The sequence below is a fragment of the Caldimonas taiwanensis NBRC 104434 genome (genome assembly GCF_001592165.1).
GTDB classification, from domain to species: Bacteria; Pseudomonadota; Gammaproteobacteria; order Burkholderiales; family Burkholderiaceae_C; genus Caldimonas; species Caldimonas manganoxidans.
Genome location: NZ_BCWK01000022.1, coordinates 1 through 19,425, shown reverse-complemented (window position 1 = coordinate 19,425; position 19,425 = coordinate 1). Strand labels below are relative to the sequence as shown.

At 67.4% G+C, this 19,425-nt stretch carries 34 protein-coding genes; 16 read left to right on the top strand and 18 right to left on the bottom strand.

Features of this window, described 5'->3' with window-relative positions:
* Positions 1-3: 3 nt before the first annotated feature.
* Genes CTA01S_RS14225 through terL form a run of 5 tightly spaced genes read right to left on the bottom strand, consistent with a single transcriptional unit; the run spans position 4 to position 4,654 of the window.
* Positions 4-810, bottom strand: coding sequence for a hypothetical protein (locus CTA01S_RS14225; RefSeq protein WP_062196509.1), 807 nt, complete (start codon positions 808-810; stop codon positions 4-6).
* 9 nt (positions 811-819) lie between these two features.
* Positions 820-1,227 carry a hypothetical protein gene (locus tag CTA01S_RS14220; RefSeq protein ID WP_062196507.1) on the bottom strand — a complete coding sequence of 136 codons (408 nt, stop codon included), beginning with the start codon at positions 1,225-1,227 and terminating at the stop codon, positions 820-822.
* 3 nt (positions 1,228-1,230) lie between these two features.
* Positions 1,231-3,003 carry a phage portal protein family protein gene (locus CTA01S_RS14215; protein WP_062196504.1) on the bottom strand — a complete coding sequence of 591 codons (1,773 nt, stop codon included), beginning with the start codon at positions 3,001-3,003 and terminating at the stop codon, positions 1,231-1,233.
* 28 nt (positions 3,004-3,031) lie between these two features.
* Positions 3,032-3,442: a hypothetical protein gene (locus CTA01S_RS14210; protein ID WP_062196501.1), complete on the bottom strand. Its 411-nt coding sequence runs from the start codon at positions 3,440-3,442 to the stop codon at positions 3,032-3,034.
* Positions 3,443-3,445: 3 nt separating this feature from the next.
* On the bottom strand, positions 3,446-4,654 hold the full coding sequence (gene terL, locus CTA01S_RS14205; RefSeq protein WP_062196499.1) for a phage terminase large subunit: 1,209 nt from the start codon (positions 4,652-4,654) through the stop codon (positions 3,446-3,448).
* 51 nt (positions 4,655-4,705) lie between these two features.
* On the opposite strand from terL, the gene CTA01S_RS14200 reads away from it, so the two are divergent.
* Complete coding sequence (locus CTA01S_RS14200) at positions 4,706-4,960, top strand: type II toxin-antitoxin system HicA family toxin (RefSeq protein ID WP_062196497.1); 255 nt, start codon at positions 4,706-4,708, stop codon at positions 4,958-4,960.
* Entirely contained in the window at positions 4,957-5,301 is a 345-nt protein-coding gene (locus CTA01S_RS14195) for a type II toxin-antitoxin system HicB family antitoxin (RefSeq protein ID WP_062196494.1), read from the top strand. The genes CTA01S_RS14200 and CTA01S_RS14195 overlap by 4 nt, the downstream gene beginning before the upstream one ends.
* Before the next feature lie 37 nt (positions 5,302-5,338).
* Here the strand turns inward: CTA01S_RS14195 and CTA01S_RS14190 are convergent, their stop codons facing one another.
* From CTA01S_RS14190 to CTA01S_RS14150, 8 genes are all read right to left on the bottom strand, one after another.
* Positions 5,339-5,857: a hypothetical protein gene (locus CTA01S_RS14190; protein ID WP_062196492.1), complete on the bottom strand. Its 519-nt coding sequence runs from the start codon at positions 5,855-5,857 to the stop codon at positions 5,339-5,341.
* Positions 5,845-6,030 carry a hypothetical protein gene (locus CTA01S_RS14185; RefSeq protein ID WP_062196490.1) on the bottom strand — a complete coding sequence of 62 codons (186 nt, stop codon included), beginning with the start codon at positions 6,028-6,030 and terminating at the stop codon, positions 5,845-5,847. The genes CTA01S_RS14190 and CTA01S_RS14185 overlap by 13 nt, the downstream gene beginning before the upstream one ends.
* Positions 6,027-6,284, bottom strand: a complete 258-nt coding sequence (locus tag CTA01S_RS14180) for a DUF7696 family protein (RefSeq protein ID WP_062196487.1) — start codon at positions 6,282-6,284, stop codon at positions 6,027-6,029. The genes CTA01S_RS14185 and CTA01S_RS14180 overlap by 4 nt, the downstream gene beginning before the upstream one ends.
* Positions 6,284-6,793, bottom strand: a complete 510-nt coding sequence (locus CTA01S_RS14175) for a RuvC family protein (RefSeq protein WP_062196485.1) — start codon at positions 6,791-6,793, stop codon at positions 6,284-6,286. Before CTA01S_RS14175 ends, CTA01S_RS14180 begins: the two co-directional genes overlap by 1 nt.
* A gap of 366 nt (positions 6,794-7,159) precedes the next feature.
* On the bottom strand, positions 7,160-7,651 hold the full coding sequence (locus tag CTA01S_RS14170; RefSeq protein WP_084362449.1) for a hypothetical protein: 492 nt from the start codon (positions 7,649-7,651) through the stop codon (positions 7,160-7,162).
* A complete protein-coding gene (locus CTA01S_RS16495) occupies positions 7,623-8,513 on the bottom strand; it encodes a YdaU family protein (protein WP_198150890.1) in 891 nt (296 codons plus the stop codon). The genes CTA01S_RS14170 and CTA01S_RS16495 overlap by 29 nt, the downstream gene beginning before the upstream one ends.
* Before the next feature lie 49 nt (positions 8,514-8,562).
* Positions 8,563-9,006 (bottom strand): hypothetical protein, encoded by a 444-nt coding sequence (locus tag CTA01S_RS14155; protein ID WP_062196475.1) that lies wholly within the window; start codon positions 9,004-9,006, stop codon positions 8,563-8,565.
* Positions 9,007-9,118: 112 nt separating this feature from the next.
* Positions 9,119-9,436: a cyclin family protein gene (locus CTA01S_RS14150; RefSeq protein ID WP_198150889.1), complete on the bottom strand. Its 318-nt coding sequence runs from the start codon at positions 9,434-9,436 to the stop codon at positions 9,119-9,121.
* 29 nt (positions 9,437-9,465) lie between these two features.
* Between CTA01S_RS14150 and CTA01S_RS16655 the strand changes: the two genes are divergently transcribed.
* Together CTA01S_RS16655 and CTA01S_RS14145 are read left to right on the top strand one after the other, a co-directional pair.
* Complete coding sequence (locus CTA01S_RS16655; RefSeq protein WP_157451378.1) at positions 9,466-9,615, top strand: hypothetical protein; 150 nt, start codon at positions 9,466-9,468, stop codon at positions 9,613-9,615.
* A gap of 51 nt (positions 9,616-9,666) precedes the next feature.
* Positions 9,667-9,915 carry a hypothetical protein gene (locus tag CTA01S_RS14145; protein ID WP_062196471.1) on the top strand — a complete coding sequence of 83 codons (249 nt, stop codon included), beginning with the start codon at positions 9,667-9,669 and terminating at the stop codon, positions 9,913-9,915.
* A gap of 173 nt (positions 9,916-10,088) precedes the next feature.
* Here CTA01S_RS14145 and CTA01S_RS16490 read toward each other — a convergent pair whose 3' ends face one another.
* The gene (locus CTA01S_RS16490) at positions 10,089-10,337 is read right to left on the bottom strand and encodes a transcriptional regulator (RefSeq protein WP_084362445.1); all 249 of its coding nucleotides are present in this window, start codon (positions 10,335-10,337) and stop codon (positions 10,089-10,091) included.
* 56 nt (positions 10,338-10,393) lie between these two features.
* On the opposite strand from CTA01S_RS16490, the gene CTA01S_RS14140 reads away from it, so the two are divergent.
* Positions 10,394-11,155 carry a S24 family peptidase gene (locus CTA01S_RS14140; protein WP_084362443.1) on the top strand — a complete coding sequence of 254 codons (762 nt, stop codon included), beginning with the start codon at positions 10,394-10,396 and terminating at the stop codon, positions 11,153-11,155.
* Positions 11,156-11,280: 125 nt separating this feature from the next.
* Here CTA01S_RS14140 and CTA01S_RS14135 read toward each other — a convergent pair whose 3' ends face one another.
* From CTA01S_RS14135 to CTA01S_RS14120, 4 genes are all read right to left on the bottom strand, one after another.
* On the bottom strand, positions 11,281-11,472 hold the full coding sequence (locus CTA01S_RS14135; RefSeq protein WP_062196465.1) for a type II toxin-antitoxin system HicA family toxin: 192 nt from the start codon (positions 11,470-11,472) through the stop codon (positions 11,281-11,283).
* Positions 11,469-11,750, bottom strand: coding sequence for a type II toxin-antitoxin system HicB family antitoxin (locus CTA01S_RS16760; protein ID WP_198150888.1), 282 nt, complete (start codon positions 11,748-11,750; stop codon positions 11,469-11,471). The genes CTA01S_RS14135 and CTA01S_RS16760 overlap by 4 nt, the downstream gene beginning before the upstream one ends.
* A gap of 239 nt (positions 11,751-11,989) precedes the next feature.
* Entirely contained in the window at positions 11,990-12,148 is a 159-nt protein-coding gene (locus CTA01S_RS16645; protein ID WP_157451375.1) for a hypothetical protein, read from the bottom strand.
* 327 nt (positions 12,149-12,475) lie between these two features.
* A complete protein-coding gene (locus CTA01S_RS14120) occupies positions 12,476-13,165 on the bottom strand; it encodes a hypothetical protein (RefSeq protein ID WP_157451374.1) in 690 nt (229 codons plus the stop codon).
* A 188-nt stretch (positions 13,166-13,353) separates the two neighbouring features.
* Here CTA01S_RS14120 and CTA01S_RS14115 point away from each other — a divergent pair, with 188 nt between their 5' ends.
* From CTA01S_RS14115 to CTA01S_RS14065, 11 genes are all read left to right on the top strand, one after another.
* Positions 13,354-13,728 carry a hypothetical protein gene (locus CTA01S_RS14115; protein WP_157451373.1) on the top strand — a complete coding sequence of 125 codons (375 nt, stop codon included), beginning with the start codon at positions 13,354-13,356 and terminating at the stop codon, positions 13,726-13,728.
* A 3-nt stretch (positions 13,729-13,731) separates the two neighbouring features.
* The gene (locus CTA01S_RS14110) at positions 13,732-14,007 is read left to right on the top strand and encodes a hypothetical protein (RefSeq protein WP_062196455.1); all 276 of its coding nucleotides are present in this window, start codon (positions 13,732-13,734) and stop codon (positions 14,005-14,007) included.
* On the top strand, positions 13,991-14,980 hold the full coding sequence (locus tag CTA01S_RS14105) for a YqaJ viral recombinase family nuclease (protein WP_062196452.1): 990 nt from the start codon (positions 13,991-13,993) through the stop codon (positions 14,978-14,980). Before CTA01S_RS14110 ends, CTA01S_RS14105 begins: the two co-directional genes overlap by 17 nt.
* Positions 14,981-14,982: 2 nt before the next feature.
* On the top strand, positions 14,983-15,333 hold the full coding sequence (locus CTA01S_RS14100) for a hypothetical protein (protein WP_062196449.1): 351 nt from the start codon (positions 14,983-14,985) through the stop codon (positions 15,331-15,333).
* Positions 15,334-15,335: 2 nt separating this feature from the next.
* Positions 15,336-16,292, top strand: a complete 957-nt coding sequence (gene recT, locus CTA01S_RS14095) for a recombination protein RecT (protein WP_084362441.1) — start codon at positions 15,336-15,338, stop codon at positions 16,290-16,292.
* 100 nt (positions 16,293-16,392) lie between these two features.
* Positions 16,393-17,118, top strand: a complete 726-nt coding sequence (locus CTA01S_RS14090; RefSeq protein WP_062196447.1) for a hypothetical protein — start codon at positions 16,393-16,395, stop codon at positions 17,116-17,118.
* Between the two features lie 44 nt (positions 17,119-17,162).
* Positions 17,163-17,369 carry a hypothetical protein gene (locus CTA01S_RS14085; RefSeq protein ID WP_062196445.1) on the top strand — a complete coding sequence of 69 codons (207 nt, stop codon included), beginning with the start codon at positions 17,163-17,165 and terminating at the stop codon, positions 17,367-17,369.
* Positions 17,370-17,371: 2 nt separating this feature from the next.
* The gene (locus tag CTA01S_RS14080) at positions 17,372-17,689 is read left to right on the top strand and encodes a hypothetical protein (RefSeq protein ID WP_062196443.1); all 318 of its coding nucleotides are present in this window, start codon (positions 17,372-17,374) and stop codon (positions 17,687-17,689) included.
* Positions 17,686-18,084 carry a hypothetical protein gene (locus tag CTA01S_RS16755; protein ID WP_062196440.1) on the top strand — a complete coding sequence of 133 codons (399 nt, stop codon included), beginning with the start codon at positions 17,686-17,688 and terminating at the stop codon, positions 18,082-18,084. The genes CTA01S_RS14080 and CTA01S_RS16755 overlap by 4 nt, the downstream gene beginning before the upstream one ends.
* Positions 18,084-18,314, top strand: coding sequence for a DUF4224 domain-containing protein (locus CTA01S_RS16750; RefSeq protein WP_062196437.1), 231 nt, complete (start codon positions 18,084-18,086; stop codon positions 18,312-18,314). Before CTA01S_RS16755 ends, CTA01S_RS16750 begins: the two co-directional genes overlap by 1 nt.
* Positions 18,311-19,342 (top strand): site-specific integrase, encoded by a 1,032-nt coding sequence (locus CTA01S_RS14065; RefSeq protein WP_062196435.1) that lies wholly within the window; start codon positions 18,311-18,313, stop codon positions 19,340-19,342. Before CTA01S_RS16750 ends, CTA01S_RS14065 begins: the two co-directional genes overlap by 4 nt.
* The last annotated feature ends 83 nt before the right edge of the window (positions 19,343-19,425 follow it).

Genomic DNA, 19,425 nt, shown 5'->3' with positions numbered 1-19,425 from the left:
GGCTTACCCCTGCGCGAAAACGACCTGGCCGACGATGTTGCTTGCCGTCGTCGCAGACGGGATGAACAGCAGGAAAGGCACACTGCCGTCGTACAGGCGCGGCATGCCCGAGGTGATCGCATCGATGGCCGATGGCACGTGGGCGGCGGTCAGCTCCAGCCGTGCGATCTCCCGGTAGGCCACCAGCGAGGCCGCCCCCGAGGTCCACGAGGCCGACAGACTGAAGCTCTGCACCGAGCGCACGCCGGTGTCTCCCGCGGCCAGGCCCAGCGGGTAGAACGCCCCGATGGGCGACGAAGCCACACCGTTGAGCACCCCCGTGCCGGTTCGACCGGCCGCGCCCTGACTGTTGGTGTAGCTCATCGAGAAGGCGGGCGTGCCCGAGCCCGTGGCGCTGGTCACCTCCAGGCCGATGAGCACCCGCTCGCCGTCCGTCGCGCCGTTGGCGTCGCGCGCGGGCCAGGCCACGCTGTTGATGGTCTGCGCGGCGGTCGAGGTCAGCGACAGCCCCGAGTTGTGCCACAGCCGGTCGCACAGTACCAGCGACCCGGCGATGGTGGCCTGCGCAGACAAGCGCGCCAGGTGCACGTTGCGTCCGGAGACGGCGGCCGGGAACGGCAGCTGCCCGGCGTAGCTGGTGAGCGCCGCGCCGGCCAGGCCCGGCGTGGGGGCCACCGCCGCCCCGGGCGAGCCCGCCAGGTAGAACAGGCTGTGAGGCCGCCCCGCCACCAGCGTCGGCGTGGCCGCCTTGGCAATGGTGGCCGGCGGCAGCATCGCCGCGATGAGCTGATCCAGCGTGGTGATGGCCATGGCGCAGACTCAGGCGTTGCCGTCGGTGAGCGTGAAGCTCGTGACGGTGAAGCTCTGGCCGACGGCGAAGTTCACGTTGTCCACCTGGAGATCCCCGCCGCCGCCGGTGGCCGTGACGGTGCCCTGCAGGTGGCAGGTGGTGCCGCTGGCGTCATAGATGCGGAAGTGTCCAGCCGTGCCGGAGGCATCAGCAGACGTATCCTGCCAGGTGCCGGACATGCTCTTGCTGCCGGAGGCTGCAGCCGCCATCCAGTCGGCGGGCAGGTCGAGGGTTGCCAGCACCGTGCCCGAGTCGGCGGTGGCGCAAGACGCCGGCGCCGCGCCGGTGCGGATGCGCATGATGGGCGAGGCGCCGATGGCCGTCTCGATGGCATCGAGCCGGGCATTGCGAACGGCGACAGAGAACTGGATGGCCATGGCTTATTCCTTCTCGTAGGTGGTGATCGTGCGGGTGACTTCGAGCGTCTGGGGGTCGCGCTCGACGGTCTGGACGGCTTTGGACGGATGCGCCACGACCACCTGCGCGGGCGGCACCTCGGCCTGCACGGTGACCTCGGGCGCGGCCACCTGCACGTGGACCACGGGCGGCTCGACGTGCACCGCGGGCACCGGCGCCGATGCAGCCTGCACGTGCACGATGGGCGCGGGCGGCTCGGGCATCTGGATGGTGATCGGCGCGTTCAAGTGGACCGCCGGAACAGCGGCGGCTTGCGTCTGGCTGGCGCTCTCGCCGCCCCCTGCCCCGCCCGCGCGCGCATGTGCGTAGCCCATGATCTCGGCGGCAAACAGCGCTTGCTCGAACGCGCGGCGGAAAGCCCGGTCGTCGGCGTCGGCCAGCGCCACGGCCAGGCGCTCGTGCAAATCCTCGACGCTTTGCGCCCCCAGGATGGCCGAGCGGATCGCGCTGGCCTCGATGGGGCTGGGGATGCTGGCCAGCGTGCGCTCGATCTCGTCCTCGATGGCCTGCTGGCCGGCGGTGAATCGCCTGCGGTCAGGCTTGTGCGGGGCGTCCGGGCTGGCAAAGGACGCGGCCAGGCGAGGCGATGCAGGCACGGGTGCGGGCGCGTCTGCGACGTCGGCCTGTTGCGCCTGCACCTGCTCGAAGTCGTCGGGCTCCAGGCCGTACTTCTCCTCCAGGTAGCGGCGCGTGAAGCGCAGCATGCCGGCATCCACGAGCGTCTTGTCGCGCGTGGCGCGCTCCATCTGCAAGCCCGCGTCATCCTCCATCACGAAGCGCGGCGGTGAGAGCGAATTGAGGGCGGCCAACGTATCCAGCACCCGCTGGGCCGCGGCGGTGATGAGCCTGATGTCGGCGCGGCGCTTTTCCTGCCGCACCTCGTCGTGCACCTGCCCCAGCGCCCGGTTGCCGCTGCCGCCGTCGGTGCCACTGGTGAGCGTCTGCCCCAGGATCAGGCGCTGGATGCGCCGGGTGCAGGCGGTCTCGAACTCGGTGAACTTGTTCGGGCTGTTGCCCGGCGTGTCCACTGCGGCCAGCTCGTCCTCCCGGTCCACCACGGCCACCGGCCCGCCGGTGAGCGTGCGCAGCATCTCCAGCATCGCCTGGCGGTCGCTGATGGTCTTGCCGTACAGCAGCGGCACGGCCGCTTGCTCCAGGAACTTGGCCCAGAAGCGCCAGCCGTGCGTGCGGAAGAACCAGGGCCAGTACGCTTTGGCCAGCAAGGCCTCGCCCATGGGCTTGCGCAGCGAGCCGTCGCGCACCACGGCAAAGAACTTGCGCGGGTCGGCCGCCTCCTGCGTGTCGCGCCACACGAGCGTGCCGTCCGGTTTCACGGAAAACCACTCGAACGGGCAGTCGATGATGCGCTCGATGCCGATGCGCCCGCCTTCCAGGGGCCGGTAGACGACCTCGAACACGCTGTAGCCGTAGGGCGTGGCAGCCCACGCGGCGGCCAGCAGATCAGGCACGGCAGGCGCGGCCGCCTCCTCGAAGAAACGCCGCGCGCGCGCTTGCTCGTGCTCGATGCGCCATGGGGTGTTGAGCGCGGCATCTTTGCGGGTCTCCAGCGCCGCCGACACTTCGTCGTCGTCAGCGATGCGGCGCAGCCGGGTGCGCTCGATGCCCAGTTGCTGCAGCACATCGTCAGCATCGCCCAGCCACCCGAAGCGGGCCAGCGCCCGTTCGATGGAGACGGCGGAGCCCAGTGCAATCGCGCGTTGTTGACGTTCGGCCATGGCGCCGATGGTGCCGCCGGCCGGCCCGTCAATCCGCAGGAACGGATTCCGCCTCGTCGGCCGCGTCGAACAGCGGCAGGCTGGCCCAGCCGGGCGAGCCGCGCTTTTCCAGCAGCTTGCGCACGCCGCGCTCAGTGTAGCCTTGGGGCCGAGTCAGGGTCTGGGCGATCTCGCGCCACGACTTCCCCTGCGCTCGCATCTGCGCGGCCAGGCGCCGGTTGTACTCGGTGTGCGCCCGCGCACTGGTGGCGATGTAGACCACGGCGCCGTGGTAATACTCGCACAGTGTGGCGGCGTCGCGCTCGCCCACGGCGGCCACCAGCGCATCCCAGGTGCGGCCGCTGTGGCGCATGGGCATGCGCACCTCGCGCCCGCCGAAAGCGGCGATGAGCCGCGCCGTGGCCGTCGGACCGATGAGCTGCGCGATCTCGGCGATCATGGCTCAGAACACCCTCGTCCCTGCTGCGGCGTAGCCGCCGACGGCCATGCCAAACGCCGCAAAGGCGTAGCTCGCCGCGTCCACACAGTCATCGTGCTCGCCTTCGGGGAAGGCCAGCAGCTCATCGCGCACGGCGGATGGCACGCCCGCCGGATCGAGCCGCACCTGGTGCTGCTCGAATCGCGTCAGCAGCGGCGCAAAGCGCGTCACCTTGTCGCGCTCGGGCCGGATGCCACGCACCGGCAGCGTGGTGGTGCGCAAGAGTTCCTGCACCATCGCGGCCTGGTATTGGGTCTGCTCCACCGCGATCAGCTTGGGCCTGTGGCGCGCGGCGGCGGCCTTGATGCGCTGCTGGGCCTCGTGGAACTGCCAGCGCCCACGCTCGACTTCCTTGACATAGACGATGCCGGTCTCAGGGTCGCGTGCCATGGCGGCAATCGCCGTGAAGTCCGCACCTTCCTTGCTGCTGATGGCCAGGTCCACGCCCAGGCACACCGGCAGGTGCGGCGGGCAAGGCGCATCCACCAGCATCTCAGCGCGGATCAGGTTGCCGCCGAAGGTGACAAACTGCGCCTCGTATTCCTGCGCGAAGACCAGCGCGGGCAGCTCGCGGCGCTTGGCCTCGATCTCATCCGCGCTGATGTAGGGGTTGGCGCTGGTCGGCAGGTGGAAACTTGCCCATTCCGGCCACTCGTCGGACTGCCCGCGCCGGAACAGCTCGTGGAAGTAGTTCGTGCCCTTCGGCGTGCTGATGAACCACGCCTGCCCGCGGAAGTCGGTCAGCGTTGGGCTGATGGCCTGCTCCCAGGCGTCCTTCAGATACCGCGCATGCGCGGCCTCGTCGATCACGATCTTGTGGTACTTGCGCCCGCGGCCTGCATCTGGGTCTTCCAGCGTCCAAAAATCGATCTTGCCGCCGGTGATGAGTTCGATGCGCTGCTCGGTGCGGTTGGCCTTGCGCGTCACCGGCTTCAAGGTGCGCTCCATGTCCGCCCACACGTCGGCCAACAGCCTGTAGGTGGGCGCGAAGAAGGCGACCGACGCACCCTCGATGGCGCTCCTGCCGTCGTCGAAGAGCGCCAGCCACTCCACCGCCAGCAGCGTCTTGCCGAAGCGCCGACCGGCGCTGATGACCTTGAAGCGCGCCGGGTGGGTGATGACGGCCTGCTGGCCGCCGTGGAAGTCGATGGGAGGGATCTGGATGCGGGTCATGATTGCAAAGAAAGCCCGCCACTGCTTGCACTATCTGCTATCATGCAGCGCATGAACCGCAAGCACCGCAAGACGCTCGAAGCCATCTTTGCCAGGCCGACGAGCGGGACGGTCAAGTTCTCCGACATCGAAGCGCTCGTCATCGCATTGGGCGGCACGGTCAAGGAAGGCGAAGGCTCGCGCGTGGCGCTGCGCATCGGCGCTGCGGTCAAACACGCGCACCGGCCGCACCCCGGAAAGGAAGCAAAGAAATACCAAGTCGAAGAGGTGCGAGCCTGGTTCAAGGCACAAGGAATCGAACCATGAACACCATGATCTACAAAGGCTTTACGGCCAGAGTCGATTTCGACGAACGCGACAATCTCTTCGTCGGGCGCGTGCTCGGCCTGCCGGAGACCGAGCGCATCAGCTTTCACGGCGAGACGGTGGCCGAGCTGACCCAAAATTTCCACAACGCGATCGACTTCTACCTCAAAGAATGCGCCGAATCCGGGCGCGCGCCGACCCGACCGGCGTCCGGCCGCCTGATGCTGCGCATCCCGCCGGAAGTGCATAGCGCCGCGCTGGTGGCAGCGCAGGCTGCCGGCACCAGTCTCAACCAATGGGCGGCGAAGGTGCTGGCGGAAGCGGCGCATCATTCCGGCTGATCCTGCGGAAACTCCTCGCCCTTCGTCATGATGACTCTCATTCGGCTCGCTCCTTCTTCGCATAGCTGCGCTCGATGACAATCGTCGGCTGCGCGGTGGCCTCATCGAGCCCCCAGGCCTGGCGCTCGGCGCGGTGGATGTTGATGATGGTCTCGCTGGCGATCTTGGCGGCCTTCAAGTCTTCGAAGGCCAGTTGCTTGTCTTCCTTCGCCTCGGCTGCCCGGTGCGCCTTCAGGCCGGCATAGAGCCGCTCGCGGATGGCGTTGAATTCCTCCTGGTGGCGGCGGATGATCTCGGCGCTGCGGTCGGCTGCGGCGTCGATGGCTGCTGCCTTCCTTTTTGGATCGGCAGCCGGTGATATTCCGGTGACTTTCTCGGTGACTTTGCGCCGGATGACATCGGCCACGTCGGTGCCGTCGCTCCAGCCCTCGGCCTTGGCGCGGCGCACGATGGCGGCCTTGTCGACGCCGTACTTTTGCGCCAGATCGCCAAAGCTCGCCCCCGCCTCGCGCTCGGCGCGGATGGACTCCCACTGATCGCGGCTCAGTCGCGGCATGGCTGGTCAGCGTCGCGGTGGATGCGGCGGGAGGGCTGCATCCACGAAGGCAGCGGCTGCAGCTCCAGATCGCCCGCGTGCGTGTCGGCCCACACACGCAGCCGCTCGTCGGGGTCGGTGATCTCGCGGGCCTGAGGCTGAGGCAGGCACTCGTGGCGGTTCAGTTCGTTCATGCTTTGGCTTCCTGTGTCTTTGATGCCGATGCGCGGGACTTTTCCCACTCTGCGAGGAACTTCAGCTTGAGCCGCCGCGCGGCCTCCTCGCCCTCTGCCTGGCGCACGGCCTCCAGGTACTGGGCGCGCTCTTGGCGCGTGCAAAGGCGCAAGAGCGTGTCCACATGGCGGTGGCGCTGCAGGCACTCCTCGCGCCATTCGGGCGAGGCGCTGTCCACCTCGCGGCCGTCGATGAGGATGACGGTTCTTGCCATCAGGCCAGCTCCATCTGCCCCCACAGGGCGATCAACAGGCACTCGGCCCGGTTGTGGTCCTTCTGACGCGCCAGCAGCGACTGAGCGGCCGGGAACAGGCGGCGGGCCACCTCCAGCGACTCCCGCTTGTCCTTGCCCAGCAGCCCGAAGCGGCGCTTCCAGGTCTGCGGCTGCACCACCTTGAGGGGCAGGCGCAGCACGTCGGCCGCGCCCTCCACGATGCCGCGGCTGCGCATCAGCGAGCCCTGCGTCTGGATGGCGTTGCCATGGCGGCCGCCATTGCCCATCGGGCGCGCCTGCACGTCCTCGATGACCAGCGTGGCCGCCTCTCCCGGCGGCACGATCTGGCGGATCTGCTGCGCCAGCGAGCGGCCGCACAGGCGACGACGAGGCTTCGTGCTGGCCTCCTCGGCGGCCACCGTCACCAGGTCGTGCACCACGCACGTGTGGCGGTGATCCACCGCGGCCAGAGCCCCGGACAGTCCGATATCGACGGCCAAGACGATCACTGTGCCTCCTTGCCCGATCCGACAGCCACTGGGCTTGAGCGCTGGAACAGCGGGCACTGGCCGTCTTTTCGGACGATGGTTGCGTCGATGACGATCAAGCTCGGCCGGCACTCGGCCAGATGAGGCAGATGCGGCGCGTACCGGCGGCACATCGCGCAAGCGTCGATCCGCATCCGGGGATTGCAAGGCGCAAGGTCCGACATCAAGCACCTCCACCGTCGAGCGCATGCTCGCTCGCTGCCACTGCGCGCCGATGCGTCGGCAGCATTTTGGGCGCTACAGGCGTTTTTTCGGCCCGGTCGCTACCAGGGTACCGACCTCGCTCCGTTTGCGCCTTGTAGGCCGTTCTAAGGCCATTTCCGGGCATCATTTGCACTCCATGTCGGGCAGCGCGGCGCGCCACGCCGCTTTTTGCGCCGGCGTCAGCCGCTCGCCGCGGCGCTCGCGCTCCTGCAGCCGGCGGGCCCATGCCCGGCTGTCGCCGCCCCGGCTGGACAAGGCCGCCTGCATCCGCTTGAGCAACGCGGCCGAGCGCGCCGGGTCCGCCGGCTTGGAGGGCAGCGTCTCATGCGGCTGGGGGCGGCGCGCCGGCGCAGCCAGGCACAGGGCCTTGAACTCGCCGAGGTTGGGCACCCGCTCGGGCAGGTGCTCCAGCGCATAGCGCAGCGCCATCGGGTTTTGCTGCAGGTGGCGCAGCTCGCGCCCCCAGACAGCCTTGAGCTGGGCCACGTGATCCTTCGGATCGACACCGGCTGGGCATGCCCACATGCGGTCGAAGGCCGCGCCGTAGTAGGCGCGCATCGTCGACCAGATGCGCTCGATCCAGGGCTCAGGAAGGGACGACTCGTGATGCGACATCGATGGTCTCCTGGGTGCGGCTTGGGTGTGCTCGCCCGGTCATGAGGGCGGCGGTTTCGAGCTGGCGCGCTCGCGGGTCGTCGCTGGCGGGCAGCGGCCCGTGGTGCACCGAGCGCTTGACCTTCGCGGCTTCGAGCCGCTGGCGCTTGACCATGCCCAGCGCGTAGGCAAAGCCCTTGTGGCGCCGCACGGCCTCCTCAGCAGCGCCAACGAACTCGGCCTGCGCGGCACCGGCCTCCAGGAGCGCGAGCAGCTCCGGATGGCCTGGGTTCACGTCGGCAATGCCGACGGCTTTCATGGCCCTGCACACGAGGCCTGCCGGGGTTGCGTCAGGCGGTCCTCCCCCGCCCCCACCACCACACACCCCAACTTCGGTGGAGTCAGCAGTGAGTGTGTTTATCTCTTCTGGTGTCTGGTGTCTGGTGTCTGGTGTTTGGGAGCATCGCCTTCGCATTGCGTTCGCATCGCCTTCGCATTGCGTTCGCATATGCGGTCGCATGTCATCCGGCAATGCGCTCGCATTGCCATCGGATTGCGAACGCTGTGCGTTCCACCGTGCTTCAGCGCTGCGTTTGGCCTTCTCGTGCTTGTCATGGAAGCGTGCGATCTCCTCGTCGGCGCGCCGCTGGTGGTAGCCGTCAGCCTCCAGATGGAAGAACTCTTTGAGAACCGTGGCCACGGCCTCACGCTCCTTCCGTGACGAGGCTCGAGCCAGCTTGCAACACTCTCGTACATCGGCCGGCAGCGGGCCTTCGGTGATGTAGTAGCGGTCCAGCAGCCGGCGATAGATCCCCTCTTCCACGACGGTCAGGTGCACGGTCTTCTTGAGGAAGTCGCCAATGTGGTGCTCGTAGTAGTTCACTGAGGCCCTCCTGAGCGGTCGAGACCGAGAAGAAGTAACGGATGAGTGCTCACGACCCGTCTCCCATGCGCTCCAGGTAGCGCACCAGCTCGCGCGTCTGATCCGCGCTCAGCGTCATCGATTGGCCGGGCTTTTCCAGCACCAGGCGCCCGTCGCTGAACAGCGCGCAGCAAAAGCCGCGGCTGCTCTGGCAGGCGTCCTCGGCCTGCGGCGGCGCGGCCGGCCCGGTCGCAGCCGCCGGTGCATCGTGCTGCGGCGGCTGCGCCAGCGACCAGAACAGGTTGTTGCCCTGGTGCGGCAGGCGGCGCGCCTGCAGCACGCCGTGGTCACGCGCGGGCTTCAAAATGGGGGACAGCGCGCTGGCGGGCTGGCCCACCAGCTCGGCCAGCACCGCCGTGGCCAGCTCCGTGCCCGGCGGCTGCTGCTGCAAGTGCCGGATCACCCGGTCAGCGATGCTGCCTGGCAGCGGCCGGTAGGCAAAGGGCGCGCTCATGACAGCCACAACGCCAGCAGCAACAACACCAGCGGTGCCGCCAGGCACGCCACCGTCAGGCCCAGCACGATGCGCACCAGGCGCTTCCAATAGTCCACGGGCGGGCGATGCTTCATGCCCCCTCCTCCTCCCAGATCAGGCGGCGCGCCGTGTCCTCATCGGCCATGGCCGCGCGCGCAATCGTCACCATCGCTTCGTACTTGCTGCGGTCCACGCACACGCGCGAGGCGTCCACCACCTTGAAGCCGAGCTGATAAATCAGCGCCAGCGCGTCCTCTAGCTTCTCGTTCTTGATGCGGCTGACGGTGGACTCGCTCACCCCCAGCACCTGCGCCAGATTGCGCTGCGTTCCAGGGTCTTGCATGGCCTGCAAGACCATGGAGAAGGCCTTGCGTGACCTTTCGATGGGGGCGGCCGACAGTTCACCCATGACCATCCCCCGCCCCATCATCACGAGCGATGCACAGCGAAGAAGAAGCCATCCACGCCTGGGCGCGGCGCAAGCTGGCCCAGGTGGTGCGCGAGTGCACCCTGCGCGCGGCCGACCAGTTCGACGCCTGGGCCCGGCGGCTGCGCCGCCGCGTGGAGGAGGAAGGCGGGCGCTCCTGACCCTTGCACAATGGGTGTTCCACCAACCACCTGCTCAGGAAAGGAGCGCCCATGAACGAGTTCGGCGAAGTCATCGTCGCGTGCGAAATCATCACGACCTCCGACGGCCGCCATCAGGGCGTTTTGGCGATCTATCGCAAGATTGCGCCGGCGGACCACCCTTGCCCGTATGGGGCGATCGTGTACTACGAGACGCTGGCAATCCGGGACACGCGGGACTACCCAGACCTCGAAACACTGCGATACGGGCCGCATTCGCTGATGCTTGCCGAGTTAGTCCAAAGGTGGCATCGAGCGTAGCCAGCGCCAGCGGGAAGTCCGCGTTGTGCAACGCCTCCGGGTTGTTGCGCAGCAGGTACTCCAGGGCGAAGTGCGCCGCGCGCGCCGTCTCCACAGGAACCGGGCGGCATTGGCCCGCCGGGCACACATCAAGCGCATCCACGGTGGCGCACTCCTGCGGCGGCGGCCTCATCTCAGGCCGCCTCATGGTGCAAGGGGGCGGCCTGATGGCGGAGTACGTCCCAAGCGACATCCGGCCTCAGCTCCTCGCATGTCACGGCATGGCCGCGGCGCCTGGTTTCCCGCTCGATCGCCGGACAGTGCTCGGCCGGTACTTTCCGCCGCGACTTCCACATGCTCGGCGCGCTACTCGCAACGCCGATGGCGGAAGCCAGGGCGGTGACACCACCGCAGATCGAGATAGCGCGTTCAAGGGGACTCACGATGCTTCCTCACACACATCCATCACGATCGTGATTGTGGCGGAAACACCAACGTGATGCAAGACGCTGGCTTAATCACAGATGTGAACACGCTTGCAGAACGCCTGAAGTGGGCGCGTGAGACCATCGCCTGCCTCAGCCAGGAAGAACTGGCGAGGCGCGCCGGCGTATCTCAAGGCACCATCGGTAACATCGAGGCCGGGACTCGACGGAATCCTAGAGATCTGCTGGAAATCGCTAAAGCGGTGGGCGTGCACGCGGAATGGCTGAAGTCTGGCCGTGGCCCAGTCCGACTTTTAGGCAGCCCGGAGAGCGCCTCCGCCATTGGCCGTGAGGCGGCCGCTCAGGCAGCCCTGCCCTCCTCCCGCGAAATCGACCTCGACAACAACCCGGACTACCCTGCTGTGCGGCGCGCCACCATCAAGGCCGGCGCCGGGATCACGGGCTTTGCCATCGACTATGAACACAGCGGCGCCGGCGACGGCGCGCCTATCGTCTTTCGGCGCGACTGGTACGAGCGGCACGGCTACCGGCCCGATCGCATGATCGCCATGCGGGTGCACGGCGCCAGCATGGAGCCCACGCTGTACGACGGTGACCTCATCGTCGTGAACATGGACAGCACCACCCCGAAAGACGGCGTGGCCTTCCTCGTGCTCTACGAGGGCGAGCCGGTGGTCAAACGCCTGATGCGCGATGCGGGCGCGTGGTGGCTGGCCAGCGACAACCCGGATCAGCGCCGCTACCCGCGCAAGCTCTGCGACGACGCCACGCGCATCGTCGGCGAGGTCGTGTACCGGCAGAGCGAGCGGGTGTGAGGCCTTGGCGCGCCGTCGCGCCTCACGCGGGCGCGTGGATTGAAACGCCGTGGGCCGCAGTGCCGTGATCTACGACGACCTGCACACGAACGCAAGGGGCGGCCTCAGCACGCACCAGCGCCCCGTCAACGGAACCGGTGGCTGATCCCGGCCTGCTTCATGATCTCGTTGGCCATGTCCCGCGAGGGCATGTTCTTCGAGACGACCTGGTGGCGCTTGCCATTGGTCCAGATCTCGTGGGAACCCTTGCCTGGGCGGCAGAAGGTGTAGCCGTGGGCCTTCAGGATGTCGATGACGAGCCGGTAGTACCCATTCATGAGGCCGCGAGATACTGGTCATCGAACAGCATCTCGGGCCGCACGCGGGCCGCATCGCCGTCCACGGCCATCTCCAGCAGCGTCTGGGCAGCGCTGCGCACTTCCTCTCGCAGCTCGTCGAGCGTCTGGCCGGAGACGACCAAGCCGTCGATGTCGTCGCTGCAGGCCCAGTAGGTGTTGGACGCCTCGTCCCGATGCACCCGCACCAGGAACTTCACAGGCACCCCCGCCTTGGCCACGGTTTTCCACAGCGGGTAACCCACGCGGTAGGCGAACACTTGTTGCACTCCTTGCTGATGGCCGGCACCGGCCGATTCAGGGCTTAGGCGGTTGATTGTGCCACCGTACGCTGGTTCGATCCGGGGGAAACCACGCAGTTCCGGCCCCCATGTGGGGGATTGGTCACGGCAAGAGCGGCTGAACAGGGTCTGCCACCACCGCCAGTGCCAGCAGAAGACGCACACGTCCGCAAGAAAGAAGCCGCCCGAAGGCGGCTCCCTATTGAGGGCAAGGGAGGTCAGTGGACATGGCCGTTCCTGCTGTCCTGCCGGTGACTTGCGGCGCCCTCTCCAGAAACAAACGCCGAGATGGCAGCCAGCACAGCCAGCACGATCGCGGCAGCCAACTTGAACGCACCAATGAAACCCTCAGAAAAAGTGTTGACAGTGCGACTCATGGGCGACTCCCGGAAATCTCCCTGACGAACCGGACGGCTCCGACGAAAAGAACAATACCACTCAGCCCGATGTCGAGGTAGAGGATCGCCACCTCTACCCCATGGAGCGCAAGGAGGACCGATTCGCTGAAAGGGTGGATACGATGCAGCATTGCAACACCGTAGCCCAACCCCCACGACAAGCAGGCAAGGGCCGCGAAAAGGAACGCACCCCCCACCGCATGGCCGACAAGCCTCACGACAGATTGCCCGAAACTGGGCCGGCGCCCCCAACCAGAGTTGTCGAGGTCACCGAGGCTCATTTGGGATCAGCCAACTGCGCAGCGATCACCGCCGCTCGCCGATCAAGGCGACCCCAGTCCCCCCGCCGACAAGGCCCACCACCATCACCTGGCCGTCCGTCACCACGATGCCGGTAGCCGTCAGGCCCTGGGCTGTGCCGCATCCGGCGCCGTAGTTCACGGTGGCGCGGAAGAAGTTTTTGCCGCTGGAGTCCGCCGTGACTTGGCCTGAGGTGTTGCACCCATCCTGCACCGCGGTGAAAGCGCCCTGGGCGTTGAAGACCACGGAGCCGCCCTCGATCGCCCAAGTGCCGGTGAGGTTGCTCAGCAGCGCCGGCTGGTCATAGGCCCGGTTGTAGGTGGCCGAGAAAGTGCTGGATGGCTGGCCTTGCGGCGTGATGGTGCCCGACAAGGTGGCCCCCGGCGCCACGGTGGCGCTGATCGTCGAGTTCAGCGTGCCGTCGGAGAAGTACGACTGCATCGAGCCGCTGACGCTGTTGCCCGAGACGGACGAGATGCTACCGCGCGACAGCACCAGGCCGTCCACCCCGTAGTCCTCCACCACCCAGACCTCGCCGGACGGGGTGACGAGCGCCGAGAAGTCCTCGCCATCCCAGAAGCCCTGGGCGGCCACACCGGAGCCGCCCTTGTCGCCGCCCTCATCGCCGCCATCACCACCGCCCCCGCAGGCTGCCATCACCACCGCCGCTGCTGCGGCCACGAGTTTTGCTTTCACTGACCCCTCCATAGGTTGACCGTCGCCACGGCGGCGGCGCGACACGTCCGCCATCCGCCTGCGCCGGGAAGGTAGCAAGCCGTCACGGCGGCATGCCACCCCCCTGAAGGGGGACATTAATCACGATTGTGTTGACAAAGCAAATCACGTTCGTGATACTACATCCGTCCCCACCCCAGGAGATGGAGATGCCCGTCCTACCCTTCCCCCACATTGCGCTGGATGCGCGCGAGCGCCGCATCGAGGCCGAGACCGCCGCCGTGCGGCGCTGGGCCCAGGAGCTCGAAATCGCCCTGCTGGCCGGCATGACCGGCGGGGCGGGCGCAGTGCGGCTTCCCTATGTGCTGCGCGGCCTCACGCGGGGCCGCGATGTGATCGTCACGCAAAGCCTGGCCGAGGCCGTGCACGAGACGCTGGAGTACGACGACGTGCTCGGCCAGTTGCTGCACCTGCTGCAGCACAGCCCCTGCCCCGAGGTGGCCGCACTGCGCCGCGCGATTGCGGCGCGCTACGCCCGCACCTGGGCCGAAGAGCTGGCCGACCTCGACCTGCGGGAGGCCTGAGCGATGAAAGCACCCCGCACCGAACGGCATGCCGCCATCGAGGGCCTGCACACCTCTGAGGGCTTCGCGCGCATCGGCGCAGGCCGGCCGCTGCACGGCGACGGCTGGCCCACCGTGAAGCGCTACCCGCGCAGCCTGGACGAGATCGAGCCCGCGCGCCGCGCCACGTCCCGGCCCGTGTACGTCAGCCGCGCGCGGCGCTTCTTCGCGGCGCTGGCGGCCTTCCTGCTGGCGCCATCGCCTTTTGTCAAGGAGAACAGCCATGAACGCCGCCGCTGATCGCGCCGAGTGGCTCGCCGAGCGCCGATCTGGCATCGGCGGCAGCGACATCGCCGCCATCCTGGGCCTGTCGCCCTGGAAAACCGCCGTGGATGTGTGGCTGGAAAAGACCGGCCGGTCCACCGACGACACCATCGGCGATGCCGAGGCCGTGCGCTGGGGCGCACTGCTGGAGGATGTCGTCGCCAGGGAATACGCCGAGCGAACCGAGCACAACATCCAGCGCGTCAACCGCATCTTGCGCCACCCGTCGCACGAATGGGCGATCGGCAACATCGACCGCGCCATCGTCGCGCCAGGCTCCCGCGTGCGCGTGGCCGACGACGGCGGAACGCTGCTCGGGGCCGACGGACTGCTGGAGGTCAAGACCGCCAGTGCCTACAAGGCCGGCGAGTGGGGCCGCGACGGCGACGACGACGCGGTGCCCCTGCACTACCAGGCCCAGTGCATGTGGTACCTGGGCATCACCGGCCAGCCCTGGTGCGACGTGGCCGCCCTCATCGGCGGGCAGCGGCTGGTGATCCGGCGCATCCACCGCGACGACGAGACGATCGCGGCGATGCTCGAGCGCGCCGACGACTTCTGGCACCGGCACGTGCTGGGCGGGCAAGCGCCAGAGCCCGCGACGGCGCGCGACGTCGAGACGCTATTCCGCTCTGACAACGGCGAGGCGCTGGAAGCCGACGACGAGCTGCTCGCCGCCTACAGCGCGGCGCGTGCGGCCAAGAACGACATGGCCTACGCCGAAGCTCGCTACGAGGAGGCCGTCGAACGCATCAAGCTGGCCCTGGGCGAGCGATCCGCGCTCACGTTCAACGGCCAGCCGCTGGCGACCTGGAAGGCCACGAAGCCAGCGCGCCGCACCGACTGGAAAGCGCTGGTGCACCACCACTGGCCGGTGCCGCCAGCTGAGTTGGTGGAGCAATTCACCACCGAAACCCCCGGCAGCCGCCGGTTCCTTCTCAAGGAGTAGACATGGAAATCAAAGTTGACCAGGCGGTCGTGCAAGCCGCGATGCAGGAAGTTGCCACCAAGGCGATCGAGAAAGCCATCGGTGGCTACGAGATGCAGAGCGCGATCGCGCAGACGATCGCTGGCGCCGTCACCATCGAATCGATCGGCGCGGCGGTACGAGAGGGTCTGAGCAAGGTTGACACAGAGGCCCTGACGCAAGCCATCGCCAAGGAAATGCAACGGGCGGTAGTCAGAGGCGTCTCTGCCGTCGTCGAGCATGCTGTCGTCGATATCGTGGCCCGTATGCGCGGGCTTTACAGCGATTCCGACAAGGACCGGATCAGGCACGAAATCTTTCGGAAGGGAATTTGACCATGACCACCGCACTGAAGGCCGCCGTGACCGGCCAAACGCCAGCCGCCCGCAAGCCCGCAGGCGGCGACATTGCCGCACTGCTGACCGACCCAAAGATCAAGCAGCAGATGCAGCTTGCGCTGCCCCGGCATGTGACCGCAGAGCGCCTGGCGCGCGTGGCGCTGACCGAAGTGCGCAAAAACCCGGCGCTGGCGCGCTGCGACCAGACGAGCTTCCTTGGCGCGCTGATGACCTGCGCTCAGCTTGGTCTCGAGCCGGGCGGCCCGCTCGGGCACGCCTACCTGATCCCTTTCGAGAACCGCAAGGCGGGCCGCACCGAGGTGCAGTTCATTGTCGGCTACCGGGGCATGATCGACCTGGCGCGCCGCTCCGGCCAGATCGTCAGCATCGAGGCGCGCGCCGTGTACGAGGGCGACACCTTCGAGGTGACCCTGGGACTGGACAGCAACCTGCGCCACGTCCCCGACTTCGACAACCCGGCGCGTACCCAGCCTGAAAAGCTGCGGTTCGTCTACTCCGTCGCCAAGCTCAAGGACGGCGGCGTGCAATTCGAGGTGATGAGCCGCCGCGAGGTCGAGGCCGTGCGCGCGCAGTCCCGCGCGGGCAGCAGCGGCCCGTGGGTCACGCACTTCGAGCAGATGGCGCTCAAGACCGTGGTGCGGCGGCTGTTCAAGTGGCTGCCCATCAGCGTGGAGCTGGCCGCTGCCATCGAAGCCGACGAGCGCGCGGAGATGGGCCTGCCGCAAGCCAACGCCCTGGCGCCGATGACCGTGGACGCGGAGACGGGCGAAATCACCGCGCCGGCGGCACCTTCGCCGGCGCGCCCCAGCGAAGCCGCACACGCACAAGACGAGGCCGCACAACAAGCCGACTGGGAACCCTCCCCCGAGGAGCAGGAGCAGATCCGCCAGCGCGAGCTGGCCGAGGCCGAGCAAGACCGGCCGGCTGCGGCCTGACCCAGTTTCACGGGGCGTTGACCAGCGGCCTCTCCTTCTCCTCCCTCCCTCAACGATTGCCGCTGCGAGTCCTCTTATCTTCCCACCACCAGGAGCGCCCATGTTCCAGTTGCCCGAAACCACCGAAGCCCGCCTGACCAGCGTCACCAACCGCGTCGAGCGACACGGCGATGACGAGCACCCTGCCGTCTCGCTCGGCATCTCGATCGATGCGGCCAACACCGTGCTCGACCGCATCGACCCGCACATCCGCGAAGCGCTTTACAAGCCCGTGGACCGTCAGGACTCACTGCCCGGCGTAGAACCCAGCACGCCGGTACTGCGGTGCAACTCCTTTGACAAACACACCTTGACCACCTCTCACGAAGGCTGGACGCTTGAAGTCGATGAGGGGATCGACGAATCCACCCCTCTCGTCTTCGGTGGCTGCAAGATTGACAAGTTTGTCGTCGAAGCCAAGCAGGGCGGCTCTATCGTGCTGCGATTCCGTGTGAGCACCAGTGACGTGGACGCCGACAGGCTAGGCAAGCTGGCCATGCACATCGGCCAAGCCATCTGGATCCGGCTAAGCGGCCCTGACCCCAATGCCGAGGCCATCGACGGCAGCACCGAGGCATTCGCAGCCGACTACCCCGACGCCACAGACCTGTTCGCACGAGCGCACGATACCGGTCACGACGAAGGCGGGCCCATTGAGGACGAGCCGCCTTCGGCCACCGAGGAGACCTCCCGCCCCCGCACCCGCACCGCCCGCGGCCGCGAGGCTACCCGCAAAGCCCTGGAAGCCGGCATGGCCGAGTACCTGAGCAGCACGCAAGGAGCCTGAGCCATGGACGAGCGTGGTGCGCGTGAAGTTCAAGGAGTGATGGCATGACCAAAGACGAAATCACCGCACTGAAGCAGCGCTACAACGCCTGCGCCGAGGAAGGCTCGACCATGTGGGAACGGCTGGAAGTGCTGGCCGAGGAGATGAAAGACATCCGGCGCAGGCTGGATGCCGAAGCCCCCGGCTCCTACGACCCCATCGAATTGCTTTTCAGCGGGAGGATGGGCGATGAGATGGGTGAGGACGAGTAACCATGCTGCAAGTCGGCGACGTGGTGCGCACCTCCTACGCCGGTGGGCCGTATCTCGTGCTGCGGATCGATGGGCCCTGCACCTGCCCGCAGTACCTGCGCTGGATCAACGGCGACGACTCGCCCAGCGAGCCGCACTACCACCTCACCTGCCACAGCGACCGCACGAATGCAGGCCGGCCCGGGCTGGTGTGGCTCAACGGCTACCGCCTGGACGGCACCAACGTGTGGAGCGGCGACCGCCTCGAGGTCCTCGGCAGCAGAGGGTCGATCGCTCGACCGCGTCGACAGCTGGACCTGTTCGCGGAGGCACACGGATGATCGACCTGCGCAAGATGATCGAATCGGCGCGCGCGCCATCGATGCCGCCGAGCGCGCCGCGCCCCGTGCGCAAGCCTTCGGAGCGTGAGCGCGCATGGCAGTTGGAGTGGGCGCGGCGCAATCGCGAGATCAGCGCCAAGCTCAAGGCGGACGAGGCGGCGCGCAACGACGTGCGCGTACTGGCGAAGATGCACACCCGCACCGGCGCCTGGACGACACGCGACCTCGCGAGGGCCCTACGAGTCAATGCCGACTGGCTGCGCAAACACCCGCTGCGCCGGCTGTGCGAGGCCGGCAAGGTGCGCCCAGTCGTCGTGCTGCATCCGGTGACTGGCTGGCCGCTGCGGCGCGACTGGGAAGCAGTCGAGCAGCCAGCCACAAGCAACGATCGGTGATGGTAGACCTGATCCTCTCCCCTGAAGAGCTGGTGATACTGACGGGCTACCGCAGAGCGTCCGATCAGCTCGCCGAGCTGCACCGGCAAGGCTTTTGCAGGGCGCGCCGCGACCGGCTGGGCAATGTCATCCTGGAGAGGGCGCACTACGAGGCGGTATGCTCCATGCAGCCCGGTGCAGTCCTGGCAACGAAACCCAAGGTCAAACTGCTGGCCAAAGCCCCCGCATGAAGCGCGACCCCCTGCCCAGAGGCGTGTTCCCCAAAGGCCGCTGGTACTACCTCGTCACAGCCCAGGGCAACAAGCGCATCTGGCACAAGCTGTCGCTGATCAAGGATGGGCTGCCTGCCCTGTACGCAGCGCTTGCCGAGGCGAGGTCGCAGGCCGCAGGCATCTTGACCATGCCTGCGCTCATCGCTCGTTGGGAACGGGAGGTCATGCCCGCGCACGACCAGAAGACGCAAAAAGACGAGCGCTCTCGCGGCAAGGCAATCGCCGCCGCTTTCGAGGACTTCACCCCGGCGCAGGTCGAGACGCCGGACTGCGCCGAGTTTTTGGCGCAGTTCAAGTCCAAGCCGCGCACTTTCAACGCCTATCGAGCCCAGTTGCGAGAGTACATGCGGTTCGCGGAAGAGCTGGGGCTGCGCCCCGCCGGCACCAACCCGCTGCAAGCCATCCGCACCAAGGCCACGCCTGCGCGAAGCCGCTATATCACCGACAGCGAGCTGCGCCGCATCAAAGTGGCAGCCATGCGCGGCGATGATGGCCGGCCGACCCGATCGGGCGCGATGATCTGCGCGCTCATCGACATGGCCTACCTGACCGGCCAGCGCATCGGCGACCTTCTCGCACTGGAGTGGTCAGCTATCCAGCGCGATGGGATCGTCTTTCAGCCATCCAAAGTGCGAGGCAGCACGGCCGCGCGGGTGCTCATCGAGTGGACGCCAAAGTTGCGAGACGTGGAACGGCGGTTGCGTGAGCTGCGCAAGGCCCGCCGAGGATTCGCCCCGCAGGTGTTCACCACGCAGGACGGCAAGGCATACACCTACTGGGGCGCATCAGCGGCCTGGCAGCGCGCCCGCAGGCGGGCAGGCATCACCGACTGCACATTCCATGACCTGCGCGCCAAAGCCCTGACGGACAAGGAGGCACGCGAGGGCATGAGCGCGGCCAAAACCATGGGAGCCCACGCGACTGAAGCGCAGACGGCGGACTACGTCAGGCACAAATCGGCACGCAAAACCAAAGCCACCCGTTAGAAGAATTGGCCCAGGTTAGAAACTGCCCAAATTTTAAGCAGCGCGCACTTTGGCAAAAAGTTTTTGAAAATCAAAGGCTTACG